The 14943-nt window shown below is 62.5% G+C and carries 17 protein-coding genes; 5 read left to right on the forward strand and 12 right to left on the reverse strand.

The window, feature by feature from the left end; translation table 11 throughout:
* Window positions 1–84: 84 nt before the first annotated feature.
* The 6 genes from ACVJGD_RS36010 to xoxF5 form a co-directional block, all read right to left on the reverse strand.
* Entirely contained in the window at window positions 85–2403 is a 2319-nt protein-coding gene (locus tag ACVJGD_RS36010; protein WP_456638649.1) for a molybdopterin cofactor-binding domain-containing protein, read from the reverse strand.
* A gap of 1 nt (window position 2404) precedes the next feature.
* Window positions 2405–2857 carry a (2Fe-2S)-binding protein gene (locus tag ACVJGD_RS36015; protein ID WP_456638650.1) on the reverse strand — a complete coding sequence of 151 codons (453 nt, stop codon included), beginning with the start codon at window positions 2855–2857 and terminating at the stop codon, window positions 2405–2407.
* Between the two features lie 518 nt (window positions 2858–3375).
* Window positions 3376–3939, reverse strand: a complete 564-nt coding sequence (gene gfa / locus ACVJGD_RS36020; RefSeq protein ID WP_456638651.1) for an S-(hydroxymethyl)glutathione synthase — start codon at window positions 3937–3939, stop codon at window positions 3376–3378.
* Between the two features lie 139 nt (window positions 3940–4078).
* Entirely contained in the window at window positions 4079–5188 is a 1110-nt protein-coding gene (locus ACVJGD_RS36025) for an S-(hydroxymethyl)glutathione dehydrogenase/class III alcohol dehydrogenase (protein ID WP_456638652.1), read from the reverse strand.
* Window positions 5189–5232: 44 nt separating this feature from the next.
* Window positions 5233–5721 (reverse strand): c-type cytochrome, methanol metabolism-related, encoded by a 489-nt coding sequence (locus ACVJGD_RS36030; protein WP_456638653.1) that lies wholly within the window; start codon window positions 5719–5721, stop codon window positions 5233–5235.
* Between the two features lie 102 nt (window positions 5722–5823).
* Entirely contained in the window at window positions 5824–7629 is a 1806-nt protein-coding gene (gene xoxF5 / locus ACVJGD_RS36035; RefSeq protein ID WP_456638654.1) for a lanthanide-dependent methanol dehydrogenase XoxF5, read from the reverse strand.
* Window positions 7630–8005: 376 nt separating this feature from the next.
* On the opposite strand from xoxF5, the gene ACVJGD_RS36040 reads away from it, so the two are divergent.
* Window positions 8006–8986: a helix-turn-helix domain-containing protein gene (locus ACVJGD_RS36040; RefSeq protein ID WP_456638655.1), complete on the forward strand. Its 981-nt coding sequence runs from the start codon at window positions 8006–8008 to the stop codon at window positions 8984–8986.
* An 89-nt stretch (window positions 8987–9075) separates the two neighbouring features.
* On the forward strand, window positions 9076–9474 hold the full coding sequence (locus ACVJGD_RS36045; RefSeq protein ID WP_456638656.1) for an EF-hand domain-containing protein: 399 nt from the start codon (window positions 9076–9078) through the stop codon (window positions 9472–9474).
* A gap of 10 nt (window positions 9475–9484) precedes the next feature.
* Here the strand turns inward: ACVJGD_RS36045 and ACVJGD_RS36050 are convergent, their stop codons facing one another.
* Window positions 9485–9724: a hypothetical protein gene (locus ACVJGD_RS36050; protein WP_456638657.1), complete on the reverse strand. Its 240-nt coding sequence runs from the start codon at window positions 9722–9724 to the stop codon at window positions 9485–9487.
* Window positions 9725–10192: 468 nt separating this feature from the next.
* On the opposite strand from ACVJGD_RS36050, the gene pqqA reads away from it, so the two are divergent.
* Window positions 10193–10273, forward strand: coding sequence for a pyrroloquinoline quinone precursor peptide PqqA (gene pqqA / locus ACVJGD_RS36055; protein ID WP_035689484.1), 81 nt, complete (start codon window positions 10193–10195; stop codon window positions 10271–10273).
* Window positions 10274–10354: 81 nt separating this feature from the next.
* Here pqqA and ACVJGD_RS36060 read toward each other — a convergent pair whose 3' ends face one another.
* The gene (locus ACVJGD_RS36060) at window positions 10355–10663 is read right to left on the reverse strand and encodes an EthD family reductase (protein WP_456638658.1); all 309 of its coding nucleotides are present in this window, start codon (window positions 10661–10663) and stop codon (window positions 10355–10357) included.
* Between the two features lie 209 nt (window positions 10664–10872).
* Here ACVJGD_RS36060 and ACVJGD_RS36065 point away from each other — a divergent pair, with 209 nt between their 5' ends.
* On the forward strand, window positions 10873–11703 hold the full coding sequence (locus tag ACVJGD_RS36065; RefSeq protein WP_456638659.1) for a hypothetical protein: 831 nt from the start codon (window positions 10873–10875) through the stop codon (window positions 11701–11703).
* A gap of 106 nt (window positions 11704–11809) precedes the next feature.
* Window positions 11810–12046 carry a hypothetical protein gene (locus ACVJGD_RS36070; protein ID WP_456638660.1) on the forward strand — a complete coding sequence of 79 codons (237 nt, stop codon included), beginning with the start codon at window positions 11810–11812 and terminating at the stop codon, window positions 12044–12046.
* Window positions 12047–12049: 3 nt separating this feature from the next.
* Here ACVJGD_RS36070 and ACVJGD_RS36075 read toward each other — a convergent pair whose 3' ends face one another.
* The 4 genes from ACVJGD_RS36075 to ACVJGD_RS36090 are packed head-to-tail and all read right to left on the reverse strand — an operon-like array spanning window position 12050 to window position 14862.
* The gene (locus tag ACVJGD_RS36075; RefSeq protein ID WP_456638661.1) at window positions 12050–12403 is read right to left on the reverse strand and encodes a hypothetical protein; all 354 of its coding nucleotides are present in this window, start codon (window positions 12401–12403) and stop codon (window positions 12050–12052) included.
* A gap of 37 nt (window positions 12404–12440) precedes the next feature.
* A complete protein-coding gene (locus ACVJGD_RS36080) occupies window positions 12441–13151 on the reverse strand; it encodes an ABC transporter ATP-binding protein (protein ID WP_456638662.1) in 711 nt (236 codons plus the stop codon).
* Window positions 13141–13878 carry an ABC transporter permease gene (locus ACVJGD_RS36085; protein WP_456638663.1) on the reverse strand — a complete coding sequence of 246 codons (738 nt, stop codon included), beginning with the start codon at window positions 13876–13878 and terminating at the stop codon, window positions 13141–13143. Before ACVJGD_RS36085 ends, ACVJGD_RS36080 begins: the two co-directional genes overlap by 11 nt.
* Window positions 13879–13881: 3 nt before the next feature.
* A complete protein-coding gene (locus ACVJGD_RS36090; protein WP_456638664.1) occupies window positions 13882–14862 on the reverse strand; it encodes an ABC transporter substrate-binding protein in 981 nt (326 codons plus the stop codon).
* Between the last annotated feature and the right edge of the window lie 81 nt (window positions 14863–14943).

Raw genomic sequence — 14943 nt, forward strand, 5'->3', positions numbered from 1 at the left:
TCGCGCAAGACGGCCGACAAAAAAGCGGCGGACCGAAAGGTCCGCCGCTCTTCGTTAGGGATTACTTGATCGATGCGTTCTGCCTCACGCCTCCAGTTGCTTGCCGATAGGCATCGCGCGGATGCGTTTGCCGGTCGCGGCGAAGATCGCGTTGATCAGGGCCGGCGCGAACGGCGGCACGCCGGGTTCGCCGACGCCGCTGGGCGGCGTATCTGGGCTGGCGGGCGGCACGATGTAGACGTTGGTGACCGCAGGAGATTCGTCGATCCGGATCACCGGGTAATCGTCGAAATTGCCCTGCTGCACCTTGCCGTCCTTGAAGGTGATCTCGCCATATTTGGCGAGGCTCAGCCCCATGATCGCCGCGCCTTCGATCTGCGACTGGATGCGCTCGGGGTTGACATAGGTGCCGCAGTCGATGGCGGTGTCGACCCGCGGCACCGTCAGCTTGCCCTTGTCGTCGACAGCCACCTCGACGATGGTCGCAATGTAGCTGACGAAGCTCCTATGCACCGCGATGCCAAGGCCATGGCCTTTCGGCACCGAGCGTCCCCAGCCGCCCTTGTCGGCGACCAGTTCGACCACCTTGCGCAGCCGAGCGGTGTCGATCGGGTAGCTGTCATAGGGCTCGCCATAGTTCCAGGGATCCTTCACCGAGGAAAGGTTGACGATCCGCGGCGAGCCGATCAACTGCAGCAGCATGTCCTTCGGGTCGCGGTTAGTGGCATGGGCGATCTCGGCGACCATGGACTGCACCGCGAAGGCGCGCGGGATGTTCGACACCGAACGGAACCAGCCGATGCGGGTATGCGCGGCCGCTTCCGGATTCTCGCACTGCAGGTTGGCGATTTCGAACGGATTGTCGATCAGCCCCATGCCGAGCTCGAACGGCGCCTGGTGGACGGTCCCGGCGGCGAAAGTCGAAGCGATGGACGGAGCCACGCTGCGATGCCGCCAGGCGATCACCTTGCCGTTCTTGTCGAGGCCCGCCTCGATTCGCTCGACGGACACCGTGTGGATGAAGTCGTGGCGCACGTCGTCTTCGCGTGTCCACTGCACCTTCACGGGCACACCGAGCTCTTTCGAGAGCAGCACGGCCTCAAGCGCGAAGTCGCATTTCGACTTGCGTCCGAAACCGCCGCCGAGCAGCGTGACGTTGACGGTCACGTTCTCCTCGGGGATGCCGAGCGTCTTGGCGACGTCCTCGCGCGTTCCGCCCGGGCTTTGCACGGGCGCCCAGACTTCCGCCTTGTCGCCCTTGACGCTGGCGACCGCAACCGGCGGTTCCATGCTGGCATGGGCGAAATGGGGCAGGTAGTACTCGCCGACAATGACCTTGTCGGCGCTCTTCAACGCCGACTCGACATCGCCTTCCTTGCGCACGACGAGGCCTGGCTTGCGCGCGGCCGCCTCGAGTTCGGCGCGATAGGCGACCGAGTCGTATTTGGCATTGGCGCCATCGTCCCAGGTCACTTTCAGCGCGTTGCAGCCCTTGATCGCCGCGCCGGTGTTGCGCGCGATCACGGCCACTCCGCCGAGCGGCTGGAATTTCGACGGCCACGGCCAGCCCTTCACTTCCATCACCTTCTCAACGCCGGAGACCTTCATCGCGTCGGTGCCGTCGAAGGAGACGAGCTTGCCGCCGGTCACCGGCGGGCGTGCGATGACGGCATATTTCATGCCGGGCAGCCGCACGTCGGCGCCATAATGGGCCTTGCCCGTCGTGATGTCGTGGAGGTCGACGATGCTGATCTCGCCCTTGCCGAGGTAGCGGAAGTCCTTGGGGTTCTTCAGCTTCAGGCCTTCGATGCTCGGTACCGATTCCTTTGCGGCATCGGCCGCGAGTTCGCCGAAGCCAAGCTTGCGCCCGCTCGCGCTGTGGATCACCTCATGGTGGACGGCCTTCACCTCGCTGGCCGGCACCCCCCAGCGTTTCGCTGCGGCCTGCTCCAGCATGCTGCGGGCCGAGGCGCCGATCTGGCGCATCGGGATCAGATAGTGGCGCGTGCTGCGCGAGCCATCGGTGTCCTGGTTGCCGAACTTGACCTCATCGCCATGCGCCTGCTGGATACGGACCCGCGACCAGTCGGCCTCCAACTCCTCGGCCACGATCAGGGGCAGGCTGGTGCGCACACCGGTCCCCATTTCGGAGCGATGCGCCACGATCGTGACGATACCGTCAGGCGCGATCGAGACGAAGACGCGCGGGTCGACCACGACGCCGTGCGGCATCTTCCCCGCGCCGGTCTCGTAGGCGAAGCTCGGCCGCATCATCACCGGTGCGGCGAGCACGAACCCGCCGGCCAGCCCTAGAGTCTTCAGGATGCTGCGCCGCGAGACGTTCTCGATCTTGATGTGCTTCTCGAAACCGCGAAGCTTGTTGGGATTGGTGGGGATATTCATGTCACACCCCCGTCGATGCGAGATGGACGGCGTTCTCGATCCGCTGGTAGCAGCCGCAGCGGCAGATATTGCCGGACATCGATTCTCGGATCTGGTCGTGCGACGGTTTTGGATTGTCCATCAGCAGCGCGGCGGCCTGCATGATCTGGCCGGCCTGGCAATAGCCGCATTGCGGCACGTTGACCTGGCGCCAGGCTTTCTGCACCGGATGATCGCCGGTCGGGTGCAGGCCCTCGATGGTGGTAACCTCGCGTCCGGCCGCGTCCGACACCGAGGTGATGCAGGCGCGCACCGCCTGCTTGTCCATGATCACGGTGCAGGAGCCGCACAGCGCCTGACCACAACCGAATTTGGTGCCGGTGAGCCCCACTTCGTCACGGATGAACCAGAGTAGCGGAAGATCGGGATCGCCATCCCAATTCTGTTCCTGACCATTAATCTTCAACTTGACCATGATCGTCCCTCGCTCTTCTTAAGCTGTTGATGTTTGCAGGCCACGAGCGAGAACACATTTCTCCCTGCGCTCGCGACCGCTCTTGGGTCTCGTGCCGCGGGCCGGTCCTTTTGCGATGCTGAAGGGGAGCCCGTTGCACGATTGGTCCGGTAGTCCGTGTCCGGCTGCTCCTTTGCCATGTTCAAATGAAATGCGCCGCCCGCGCGCATCGGGAAAATCGAACGCTAACAGAAACCGATGCGACGGTGACTTCACAGCCCGGTGTTCTGCATTTGCCGTTTGTCAAAAGCGGGGCCGACCGTCGGTGATCGGAGATCGTCAGGATATTTTTGCAAACATGGCCGCAAAAAGGTACCGCCGCCGATCGGGAAAAGCCGAACGACCTGCTCACGGGAACATGAAGGGTGGGCGTCGGCGGTTCACAATGCTGCGGTGCGAACACAAACAGCGCCGCCGGCGGTGGCAGGCACCGCCGGCGGGAGTGCGGGTAAATCAGGCAGCCTTGTCAGGCAGCATTTTCAGGCAGCCTTGGATTTCGCCACGTGGGTCGCGATCGCATCCATCAGTGCCGGCGACAGGCAGTCATAGGGCTCGAGTCCCAATTCCTTGAGCCGACCGCGGATCGCCGGCATGTCCTCCGGCTTCGCGCCGGACTCGATCACGGACGAGACGAACGCAGCAAATCCCGGCGCTGCCGAGCCGCTTTCCTCGAAGAGTTCGGGATGGACGAAGTCGAGGCCGTAGAACGGATGCGCCTTGTTCTCGATCCGTCCGTACATATGCGTGCCGCAAGCCTTGCAGGCATAGCGCTGGATCACCGCCGCGGGGTCGACGATCTGCAGCTTGTCGCCATTTTCCAGAACCGTCAGATTCTGTCTCGGCACCACCGCGACGACCGAGAACATCGCCCCTTCCGGCTTCCAGCATTTGGTGCAGCCGCAGGCGTGGTTGTGGGCGACATCGCCCTTGATCGCGACTTTCACCGGCCGGTCCGTGCACTTGCAGACCAGCGTGCCGCCGGCAAAGTTGCCCGAGCCTTTCTTGACGCCGTTGTCAATCGACGGATGGAGATGAACAGTCATGGGTCAATCCTCCTGGTGTTTGACACGTTGATTCTGGAGCGGGACATCGTGATCCCGTTCCACCTTTTGCTGGAGCATGACCCTTCCGGGGAGCCGGGTCCGCTTCCGCCAACGCGGCTCTCCGGTTTCGGATCACGCCCTAGTAGACGACGACCGAACGGATCGACTTGCCCTCGTGCATCAAGTCGAATCCCTTGTTGATTTCCTCGAGCTTGAGCACGTGGGTGATCATCGGATCGATCTGGATCTTTCCGTTCATGTACCAATCGACGACTTTCGGCGTATCGGTGCGGCCGCGCGCGCCGCCGAAGGCCGTGCCCTTCCAGACCCGTCCGGTGACGAGCTGGAACGGCCGGGTGGCGATCTCCTTGCCGGCTTCCGCAACGCCGATGATCACCGAGACGCCCCAGCCGCGGTGGCAGGCTTCCAGCGCCTGGCGCATCACATTGGTGTTGCCGGTGCAGTCGAACGTGTAGTCGGCGCCGCCATCGGTTAGTCCGACAAGATGCTGGACGATATCGCCGCCGACCTTGGTCGGGTTGACGAAATGCGTCATGCCGAAGCGGCGGCCCCAGTCTTCCTTGGAGTCGTTGATGTCGACGCCGATGATCTTGTCGGCGCCGACCATCCTGGCGCCCTGGATCACATTAAGCCCGATGCCGCCGAGGCCGAACACCACGACGTTGGAGCCTGGCGTGACCTTGGCGGTGTTGACCACAGCGCCGACGCCGGTGGTCACGCCGCAGCCGACATAGCAGCTCTTGTCGAACGGCGCGTCCTCGCGGATCTTCGCCACCGCGATCTCCGGCAGCACCGTGTAGTTCGAGAAGGTCGAGCAGCCCATATAGTGGTAGATGGTCTCGCCCTTGTAGCTGAAGCGCGAGGTGCCATCCGGCATCACGCCCTTGCCTTGCGTGGCGCGGATCGCGGTGCAGAGGTTGGTCTTCTGGCTCAGGCAGCTTTTGCACTGCCTGCATTCAGGCGTGTAGAGCGGGATCACGTGATCGCCTACCTTCACCGAGGTCACGCCCGCACCGACCTCGCGGACGATGCCGGCGCCCTCATGGCCGAGGATGGAAGGGAAGATTCCCTCACTGTCGAGGCCATCAAGCGTATAGGCGTCGGTATGACAGATGCCGGTCGCCTTGATCTCGACCAGGACTTCACCGGCCTTCGGGCCTTCCAGGTCGAGCTCGACGATCTCCAGCGGCTTCTTGGCTTCGAATGCGACGGCGGCGCGTGTCTTCATGTTGATCTCTCCGTAAAGCGTGTTGTCGCCCGCGCTTCGCAGTCTCAGTTCTTGCCCATGCAGGCGTTTTCCGCCTGCTTGTAGGCATCCGACTTCTCTTCGTGCTTTGCAGGGCGCACGCGCCCCACCGCGTCATTCGCGCGGGCGCGCAGGTAGACATAGAGGTCGTCCATGTAGCAGGCGACGTTTGGATTGTCACCGAACGCCGGCATGACATTTTCCTGCGCGGTATTGACGTTCTTGCGGCCGCTGGCGACGACACCCATAAAGTCGGCATAGCTCATGGTCTTCAGCGAACTGGCCAATCCCGGCGCATAGGTCGACCCCATCCCGTCGGGTCCATGGCAGACATGGCATTCCGAATGATACCGCCGATATCCGGAGTAGGTGTACCAATCTACCGTCCCGTCGGCTGCGACCTTGAAGGTTGGGTTACCTTCCTTGTCTAGGTATTTGCCGTTCTCTTCCTTCACGGCGGCCGGATCGACCGCGTCGTCGGCGAAGGCGAATCCTCCAGATACGGCGACGATCATCGCCGCAACCACAAACCAGCTTTTTCGCAAGAGCATGTCCTCAAGATCAGATACAGGCAAAACCGGCGCGTGGATGGTCCACGCGCCGGAACGACGTTCGGCTCACTGCGGGAGGGAGAACACGGTGAGCGTTCCGCCGAGGGCGGTATAGTTGCTCAGCGCCGCATAGCCTCCGACCGCGCCGAGACCGGCAGTCGGATCGGTCAGGCCGGCAGCGAGGCCGATGCCCGCCCAGCCGCCGACACCGGACAGCACGGCCACATACTGCTTGCCGCCCTGGTCATACGTCGTGACGTTGCCGATGATGCCGGACGGAGTCTTGAACTTGTAGAGCTCCTTGCCGGTCTTGGCATCGACCGCCTTGAGATAGCCTTCGAGCGTGCCGTAGAACACCACGCCGCCGGCGGTCGCAAGCGCGCCTGACCAGACCGAGAACTGCTCCTTGTTCGACCAGACGATCTTTCCGGTCTTGTTGTCCCAGGCGATGAAGTTGCCCATGTGGGTCTCGCCGGGAGGCGGATACATCGAGAGCGTGGCGCCGACATAGGGCTGGCCCGCGGTGTAGCTCACCTTGAACGGTTCATAGTCCATGCAGACGTGGTTGGTCGGCACATAGAACAGTTGCGTCTCCGGCGAGTAGGCTGCCGGCTGCTCGTCCTTGGTGCCGAGCGCGGCTGGGCAGATGCCCTTCACGTTGACATCCTCGCCCTGCTTGTCGGTCGAATATTGGTCGACGACCTTCGGCCGGCCATAGGTCGGCGAGCTCTTGTTCATGTCGACGCCGGTGGTCCAGTTGACCTTCGGGTCATACTTCTCGGCGACGAGCAGTTCGCCGTTGTTGCGATCGAGGGTGTAGGCGAGGCCGTTACGGTCGAAATGCGTCAACAGCTTGCGTTCCTGGCCGTTGATCGACTGATCGCTCAGGATCATCTCGTTGACGCCGTCATAGTCCCATTCGTCATGGGGCGTCATCTGATAGACCCACTTGGCCATGCCGTTGTCCGGATTGCGCGCGAAGATGGTCATCGACCACTTGTTGTCGCCCGGACGCTGCTTCGGATTCCAGGTCGAGGGATTGCCCGAACCGTAATAGACGAGGTTCAGCGAGGGATCGTAGGACATCCAGCCCCAGGTGCAGCCGCCGCCGACCTTCCACTGGTCGCCCTGCCAGGTCTTGAGGCTCGAATCCTTGCCGATCGGTTTGCCGAGATCGGTGGTCTTCTCGGGATCGACCTTGATCTGGTCATCAGGCCCTTCGGAGTAGGCGCGCCAGACCTGCTTGCCGCTCTTGAGGTCATAGGCCGTAACGTGGCACTGCACGCCGAACTCGCCGCCGGAGATGCCGACCAGCACCTTGTCCTTCACGACCAGCGGCGCGGATGTGCCGGTCTCGCCCTTGCCCGGATCGCCGTTCTTCGCGGTCCACTCCACCTTGCCGGTCTTGGCGTCGAGCGCGACCAGCGAGGTATCGGCCTGGTGCAGGAAAATCTTGCCGTCGCCATAGGCCACGCCACGATTCACGGTGTCGCAGCACATCACCGGGATCACGTTCGGATCCTGCTTCGGCTCGTACTTCCAGACGATCTTGTTGTCCTGCGAAAGGTCAAGAGCATAGACCTTGTTCGGGAAGGGCGTGTGCACGTACATCATGTTGCCGATGATCAGCGGCCCGCCCTCATGGCCACGCAGCACGCCGGTCGAAAATGTCCAGGCGACCTGCAACTTTCCGACGTTCGAGGCGTTAATTTGATTCAGCTTCGAGTAGCGCGTATTGGCATAGTCCCCCGCCGGCATCACCCAGTCCTTCGGGTTCTGCGCCATCTTGCTGAGTTCTTCATTGGCACTGGCAGCACCTCCGCCGAACGCCGCCACGGCGCCGAGTGAGGTCGCGAATAGCACCTTGCGCATAGTGATTTCCTCCCAATGATGAGCTTTATGCCTTCCGCCGAAACGGCCTGCTTTTTTGGTTCCTCTTCCCTATCCCCTTCGTCGATGCGCGACTTGCCCAAGAGAGAAGGGCGGCTTGCTCAAAAGTGAAACTCGAAGAACTTTTTTGCTTGCGGTGCAGCGCAGGGGGGCGCGCCTGTGGCGCCTGTGGCGGGGGCACGAGACTGATTTCCCTTGACGGCACTTGAAGTAAAGTCGAGGATTAATCCCAAGGTTGTCAGGAGGAACGCTGCTCAGTCTTCGAAGACCGCGTTAAGATTGGGGTAACGGTGCTTCACGGTGACCAAAGCCTCTTGCGGCGAGCAGTCACGCTTTCATCTCGAATTGGTGGCTGGATATGCCCGATACCATCCGTTCGCTCACTACCTCCGGATTGACGCCGAGGAAGCAGGTCCAGTGTTGGACAGATGCGCTGACCGATCTGTGCGGCCGGTTTGACGTCGACCCGATGGACGCGTCGTCGCTGGAGGCACGGGTTAACTACACCACGGTTTCGCGCCTGAAGCTCTGCCAGATCGAAGTGAGCCAGCACCGTATCGCGCATGTGAACGCGCGCTCGAAACTGAACGACCATCCCTACATCAAGATCCTGTTCCAGACCCACGGCGTCTCCTATTTCGAGCAGGACGGCCGCCATTTCGAGCTCGTTCCGGGCGATTGCCTCGCCTACGATGTTTCCAGTCCCCACACCATCATCAGCCCGTCGCTGACGCGGCATGAGGTGGTGATCGTGCCGAAGGCGCTCCTGCAGGAGCGCGGTTTCCGGTCGGCGCGGATGCCGGCCTGCAAGCTCTCGGCCCGCAGCGGCACCGGCCGCATCGCCTACGATTTCGTGCATGCGGCCTTTTCCGAGGCGAGCCGACTGTCGCCCTACAATGCGATGGGCGTTGCCGATTCATTGATCGATCTTCTGCTGTTGCCGCTGCGCGAAGCCGAGACGACGTTCAATCATGGCGGCGCGGAAGCGACCTATATCCGGGCGCAGTTCTTCATCCGCGAACACCTGCGCGATCCGGATCTCTGCATCGACCAGATTTCCAGGGCGCTAGGATGCACCAAGCGCTACCTGCACATGCTGTTCAGCGAGCGCGGCATGACCGTAAGCGACTACATCTGGCGCGCCCGGCTGCAGCATTGCCGCGAGGAGCTGGAAGCGCAGCCCGGCAAGACGATCACAGACGTCGCATTCTCCTGGGGCTTTTCCAGCTCCTCGCATTTCAGCCGCGTGTTCCGGAAATATTTCGGTATCGTGCCATCAGCCGTTCACCGGCAGCAGCAGGTCGGCTCCACCGCAGAATTTTCCGCGACCTCGGACTAGATGGTGAAGCGCGCCGTTTGGGGGGCGCTTTGCTATCTGTACGAGCCTGTCTGTTTGCCCAATCGCAAGAGATTCCGAGGAGAGCAGAGATGAAATTGCGTGGTCTTGTTGTCTTGATATTGGCCGTTGCGGCCTTTGCGGGGCCGGCTCTGGCCGCGCCGAAGCGTGCCGACCCGATCAAGACGTTCGACACCGACAATGATGGCACGCTCGATCTGGCCGAGGTGAAGAAGGCGGCTTCTGCGATGTTCACCAAGCTGAACCCGGATCAAGACGGCACGCTCGATGCGCGTGAGCTGCGCGGCCGGCTAAGCGCCAAGGAGCTGGCGGCGGCCGACCCTGACCATGACGGAACGCTGACGCTGGATGAATATCTTGCGGTCGTGGAGCAGCGCTTCAACGCGGCGAATCCGGACAAGGATGGAACCCTTGACGCCAAGGAATTGCGGTCGCCCGCCGGTCGCGCCCTGCTGCGGCTATTGCGATAAGACAACCTGATTAGCTGGCAGGCCCGTGTGAGCAGGCTCCAGGCCGCGGCCTGGAGCCGCGCTTATCGGGCGGCACATTGCAATTGTCGATCCGCTGCTCGTCCATCCATTTCTTGCCGAGCCGTTCCTTGCCCGTCAGCGTCGCCGGGCTCTGCGTCTGCCCGGGTAAGGGCCGTTCCTCGGCGATGGCTGGCGACGCAAGAACGATCATGATGAGTGGAACGAGTGAAACCCGGAATGACATTCTCATGCGAGACCTCGAAAAGCGCTTGCAACTGATGCGGCGAAACGGCGGGAGTGAACAGTATTGGGAATCACATCGCCACCCGGAACCTGGGACGCGCGGTTTGGTTCTTCCGAGATGTGCGGCGGCAGATGCAGGGCGAGCCGACAGCAGCCCAGCAGGCCGAAGGTAAGAAATCCGAAGGCCGAATGGCGAACAAGGACAACGATTGCTGAACGTGTTGCCTTGAGCGGAGCGGAGTCATAACTCACGCTGCGTCTTGCGATCGATCTCGAAAGAGTATGCGCGTGAGTGTGTGCCTCACCTGACGCGCTTTGCCCAAGAGAGAACTGGTTTGTCCAGGAGGGAACTATCGACGCTCAACTGCGGCGCAGATGCACATGCGGGTCGATCTTGTCCACTTGCGCCACGCGCGCGCTGGCCATAGGTTCGACCTCGGCGTGAACCTCGCGCCAAGCCATTTGGGAGGATCGAATGAGCTGGAAGACTCCGAAGATCGTCGAAGTGCAGGTCGGCATGGAAATCAACATGTACGCCTGCGCATCGCGCAAGTAAGCGTCGAGCGCCTGCCCGGCTCGCGCAGCGATGTCTGCGCGAGCCGCGTCAGGCGTATTCGTCGGGCTCTATTCGAGTCTCTCAGACGTCCTTTGTATCGAAAATGTAGAGGTCGGCGCCGCCATCGGCAAAGTTGGCGAGGTCGGCGCCTGCGGCCTTTCCTTCCGCCGATCCCATGCCTGCCTTCAGCGCGTCGAGCGAGTCGAAATACAGCGTCGCGGCGAGGTGGACGTTGCTCTCGCCGGCCGGTGTCCTGAGCGGACCCGTGCTGATGTCGTATTTCTTCAGGCCCGGGATCTTCTTGGCCAGCGGAATGTGCACCGACGCGTAATACTTGTCGAATGCCTCGGCGCTCTTCGGCTTCTTGTACAGTACCAGAACTCGTGCCATTCGGTTTATTCTCCCTGAAGCGATTGTTCTTCCGCGGGCCCTTCCCGGGTCTTGCATTGCAGCCGAAATGGTCCTTGCAATCAAGCTTCCAGTCGCTGCCGCTGGACGTGACGTTGTGGTAGGGGTCTTTTTGTCAGCGGTGTTGACGCTTTCGATTCGCTCTCGGGAATAAGATGTCTTTTCGCGCAACGATGCTCCGGGCGGCTGCCGTGTGCTTTTTCGCACTGCTTGCCGCTGGCGCGCGTGCCGAGGAAATCGACACCGAGCATATGTTCGGCTTCATGATCGGCACCGACATCGGGCATGTCGGCGAGCGTGAATTCCAGACCGAGACCACGGGGTCATTTTCGAGAAATGGGGGCAGCTATCGCGCGGTTGCCCAGGAGTTCGAAGTGGAGTTTGTGCCGACCCGCGACATCCGTCTTGAGCTGGGGGCCGCCTTTGTGGCGCACCAGATCTACGGCATTCCCGGCCTTGAAGATCGGCGCCAATTGAGCTGGCAGGGTCTCTCTTTGGACGTCCGCTACCGCTTTCTCAACCGTGAGACGGCGCCGTTCGGCCTGACCCTCGCGGTGGAAAGCCACTCGGACCGGATCGACGAGACCACGGCCGACCGCATCCGCAATTTCGGCACTGAATTCACGCTGGCCTTTGACCGCGAGTTGGTACCGAACTTCCTGGTCGCGGCGCTCAATTTCATCTACCAGCCTGAATGGACGCGTTTTCTTGCCTCGCGCGCCGCGGAGCAGGAGGCGACGGTGGGCGCCTCCGTTGGCTTGATGGCGCAGGTCAGGCCGGGCATTTTCCTTGGCGGCGAGGCGCGCTATCTCCGCCACTATGACGGGATCAGGCTGAACGAGTTCGAAGGGCAGGCCTTGTTCATCGGTCCGGTCGCCTATCTACAGCTATCGGAGCGTTCGCGCCTGACCGCGGCCTGGAGCGTTCAGGCCTGGGGCCGTCCGGCCGGATCGGCTGCAGCGCTCGATCTCGTCAATTTCGAGCGTCATCAGGCGCGGCTTGTGTTCGGCATGAATTTCTAGGAACCTGCGGCTGTGGTTCCGGCTTTCACGGTGAGGCGAAACCTGGCCTTGCCGCCTACGTAGCTTGCTGTGCTATTGCTCCACCGAAGCACCAGGGATTTGAGGCATGAATCCGATCGATCTCATCGTGACCGTCTGTGCCGTGCTGTCACCCACCACCTGCGAGGAGACCCATCTTGTGTTCTCCTTCAACGGTTCGCTGCAGCAATGTGCGATGGCAGCGCCGCCCTATATCGCGCAATGGGTCGGCGAGCATCCGAAATGGACAGCGGTCAAATGGCGCTGCGAATATCCGCACAGCAATGATCGAGCGGAGAAGGGAGTGGCGTCGCCCGCCGGCTGACGCCTATTTGCTGCAGTCCTTCAGATCCTTGTCTGAAATCGAGAACACCGCGTCAGCCTTGATCTCGATGTCGCGGACGAAGCACTGCTTGGCGCCGGCATAACTCACCTTGGCGTCGTAGCGTCCAGGCTCGATATCGACGAGGCGCAGCCGCTCGTCGTGGTCGACCTCCTTGTCCTTGTCGTTCAGCGTCTGGTTGGGGCCCCACTCGTTCTTGCCGGGCGGTGAAAGCTGGAAGCCGGAGATGGTCGAACTGGTGAGATTCCAGAGCCTTATGCCTTTCCCTTTGCCCTGCGCGCAGAGTTCGCCGGGCAATGCAACGAGCAAGACAGCGACAGCAATCAATCCACGTGGCATCGCGAGCTCCCAAAGTCGTTTTCAATAAGAGCAGGTCTCATATCTTTGCAAGCCGCCGCCGCACCAGGTCAGCCTTGATGTGGTTGATCTCGGCGGCGCTCCGTCCGGTGCGCGGTGTCGGGATCGGCACCTCCTGCAGAATCCTGGCCGGCCGCGCCGACAGCAGGAACAGCCGGTCGCCAAGGTAAACGGCATCGTCGAGATTGTGCGTAACGAGCAGCGTCATCATCACGCGGCTTTCCACGAGCGTTGCGATCTGCTCGCGCAGGTGCGCGGCGAGCGCGTCGTCGAGCGACGCCAGGGGCTCGTCGAGAATCAGGAAATCCGGCTCGATCGCAAATGCCCGCGCGAGCGCGACGCGGCGCGCAAGGCCAAGCGAGAGCTCGCCGGGGAAATGGCTGCGGTGCTCGGTCAATTCCAGGACGGTGAAGAGTTCCGAGAGCCGTTTCTCGTCAATGTGCGGCGCGGCAAGCCGGATATTGTCCTCCACCGACCGCCAGGGCAAAAGCCGCGGCTCCTGGAACACCATCCCGAGCCGCGCCGCAGCCGGCCGCGAGACCTTTCCCTGGTAGTCGTGGTCGAGCCCGGCCAGGATCTTCAGCATCGTGCTCTTGCCGCAGCCGGAGGGGCCGACGAACACGCCGACTTCGCCGGCCTGAAGCGAGAACCTGATGGCCGCGAGCACGTGGTGGCGCTCGCCCGCCGCACTCTCGAAATGCTTGCCGGTGATATCGACCTCAAGCTGCACGGGGCCGCCACCGGGATGCGCGAAGTTCGAATGGCTGCACCAGCACCGTCTCGATCACGAGCACGACCGCGGCAAAGGTCAGCGAATAGGCGAGCAGGAGCGGAATGTCGAACAATTGGAAGGCGACGCCGATCTCGAAGCCGACGCCGTTCGGACGTCCGAGATATTCCGCGACCAGCACGATCTTCCAGACCAGCGAGAGCCCCGATCGCGCGGCGGCTGCGATATAGGGACCAAGCTGCGGCAGGATCACGTGCCGGAATGCTCTGCCGCGCGGGATCGCGAACACGGTCGCCATCTCGTCCAGCGAGCGGTCCAGCGCCCGCGTGCCTTCGCGCAGCGTGACGACCGCGGTCGGCAGCTTGTTGACGGCGATCGCCGCGATCGCGGCGACCTCGGTGAGCCCCGCCCAGATATAGGCGAGCACGATGACGACAAGCGCCGGCAGATTGAGCAGCAGGATCAGCCAGGGATCGCCGATCCGGTCGGCGAGCTTGACCCGGCCCATCAGGTAGCCGATGGCGGCGCCCAGCGCCATTGCGAGCGTGAAGGACAGGACGACCCGCGCGAGCGTAGCGCCGAGGTTGATGAACAGCGCGCCGGATGCCGCTTCTCTCATCATCACCGTCAGCACCGCCGGCGGCGCCGGCAGCTTCACGTCACCGATCAGGAGCGCCGCAATCCACCACGTCGCAAGGAACAGAAGGAAGGAGAGAAGGCGCACCACGGCTCAATCTCCCGGGATCGCGTGATAGAACGTGCCGGGTTCAAGCTCGGTCGCCGATCCCACCAGTTCGCTGCCGCCGATCTTGGCGAGCACCCGGTAGAGCACCTTTGCGTCGGCCTCCTCCTCCGCGATCGGGCGGCGCGGAATGCCTTCGCGATAGCGGTCGCGATAGGCGTGCAATGTTGCAGCATCCGCCGCGCCGGTTAGGGGCGCGATCTTCTCCCATTCGTCGTCGGACTTCGTAAGGATCTCCTTGGCCGCGCGGGTCATGGTGATGAAACGCTCGACCGCGTCGTGGTTCGCATTGGCCCAGCCTTCGTCGAAGACATAGCCGACCATCGCAATGCGGCCCTTGGCACCGAGTTTCGGCAGGATGTCCTCGATGCCGGCGACGCGGCGAAAGCCCTTGGCTTCCAGAGCGGCGCAGAAATTCCAGTAGTTGACGACGGCGTCGACCTCACCGCCAAGGGCCTTGGCCGCGAGCAGCGGCGGCGCGCCATAGACGATGGTCGCTCCCGATCTCAGGTCGAGGCCTTCCTGCTTCACCGATGCCTGCAGCAGGAGCCAGCTCTTGTCGATCGGCCCGCCGGCGACGGCGAGCTTGCGACCCCGGAGATCGGTGAGCGAACGGATCGGCGAGGAGGTCGGCACCATCACCGCGCCGAGCGCGCTCGAATAGGGATAGAAGGCGAGCTTGGCGCCGAGCGTGCGCTCGCGCGACACCCATAGCCAGTCGGAGACCATGATGTCGGCATTGCCGGCGCGGAGCGCGATCTTGCCCGCCTCCGGGCTTGCCAGCTCGGTGGCCTCGATCGTGAGGTTGGCCTTCTTGTCGAGGCCATGCGCGCGAATGACCGCCAGTTCCCAGGCAAAGGTGCCGGTCTTCTGCACTGCAACGCGGATCGTGTCTGCGCCGAAGCAAGCGGCGAGCGGCGTCGCCGCAAGAACCGCGGCAGCCAGCAGCGTGCGAATGATGGCACTCATTTTGTTGAGCCGTTTCCTCGAACGTGTTCTTTTCTCTTCTGTAGTCATAGCATAGCTTGCGCCATTGAAAGCGGGAGGATG

The sequence above is a fragment of the Bradyrhizobium sp. USDA 10063 genome, assembly GCF_054063735.1.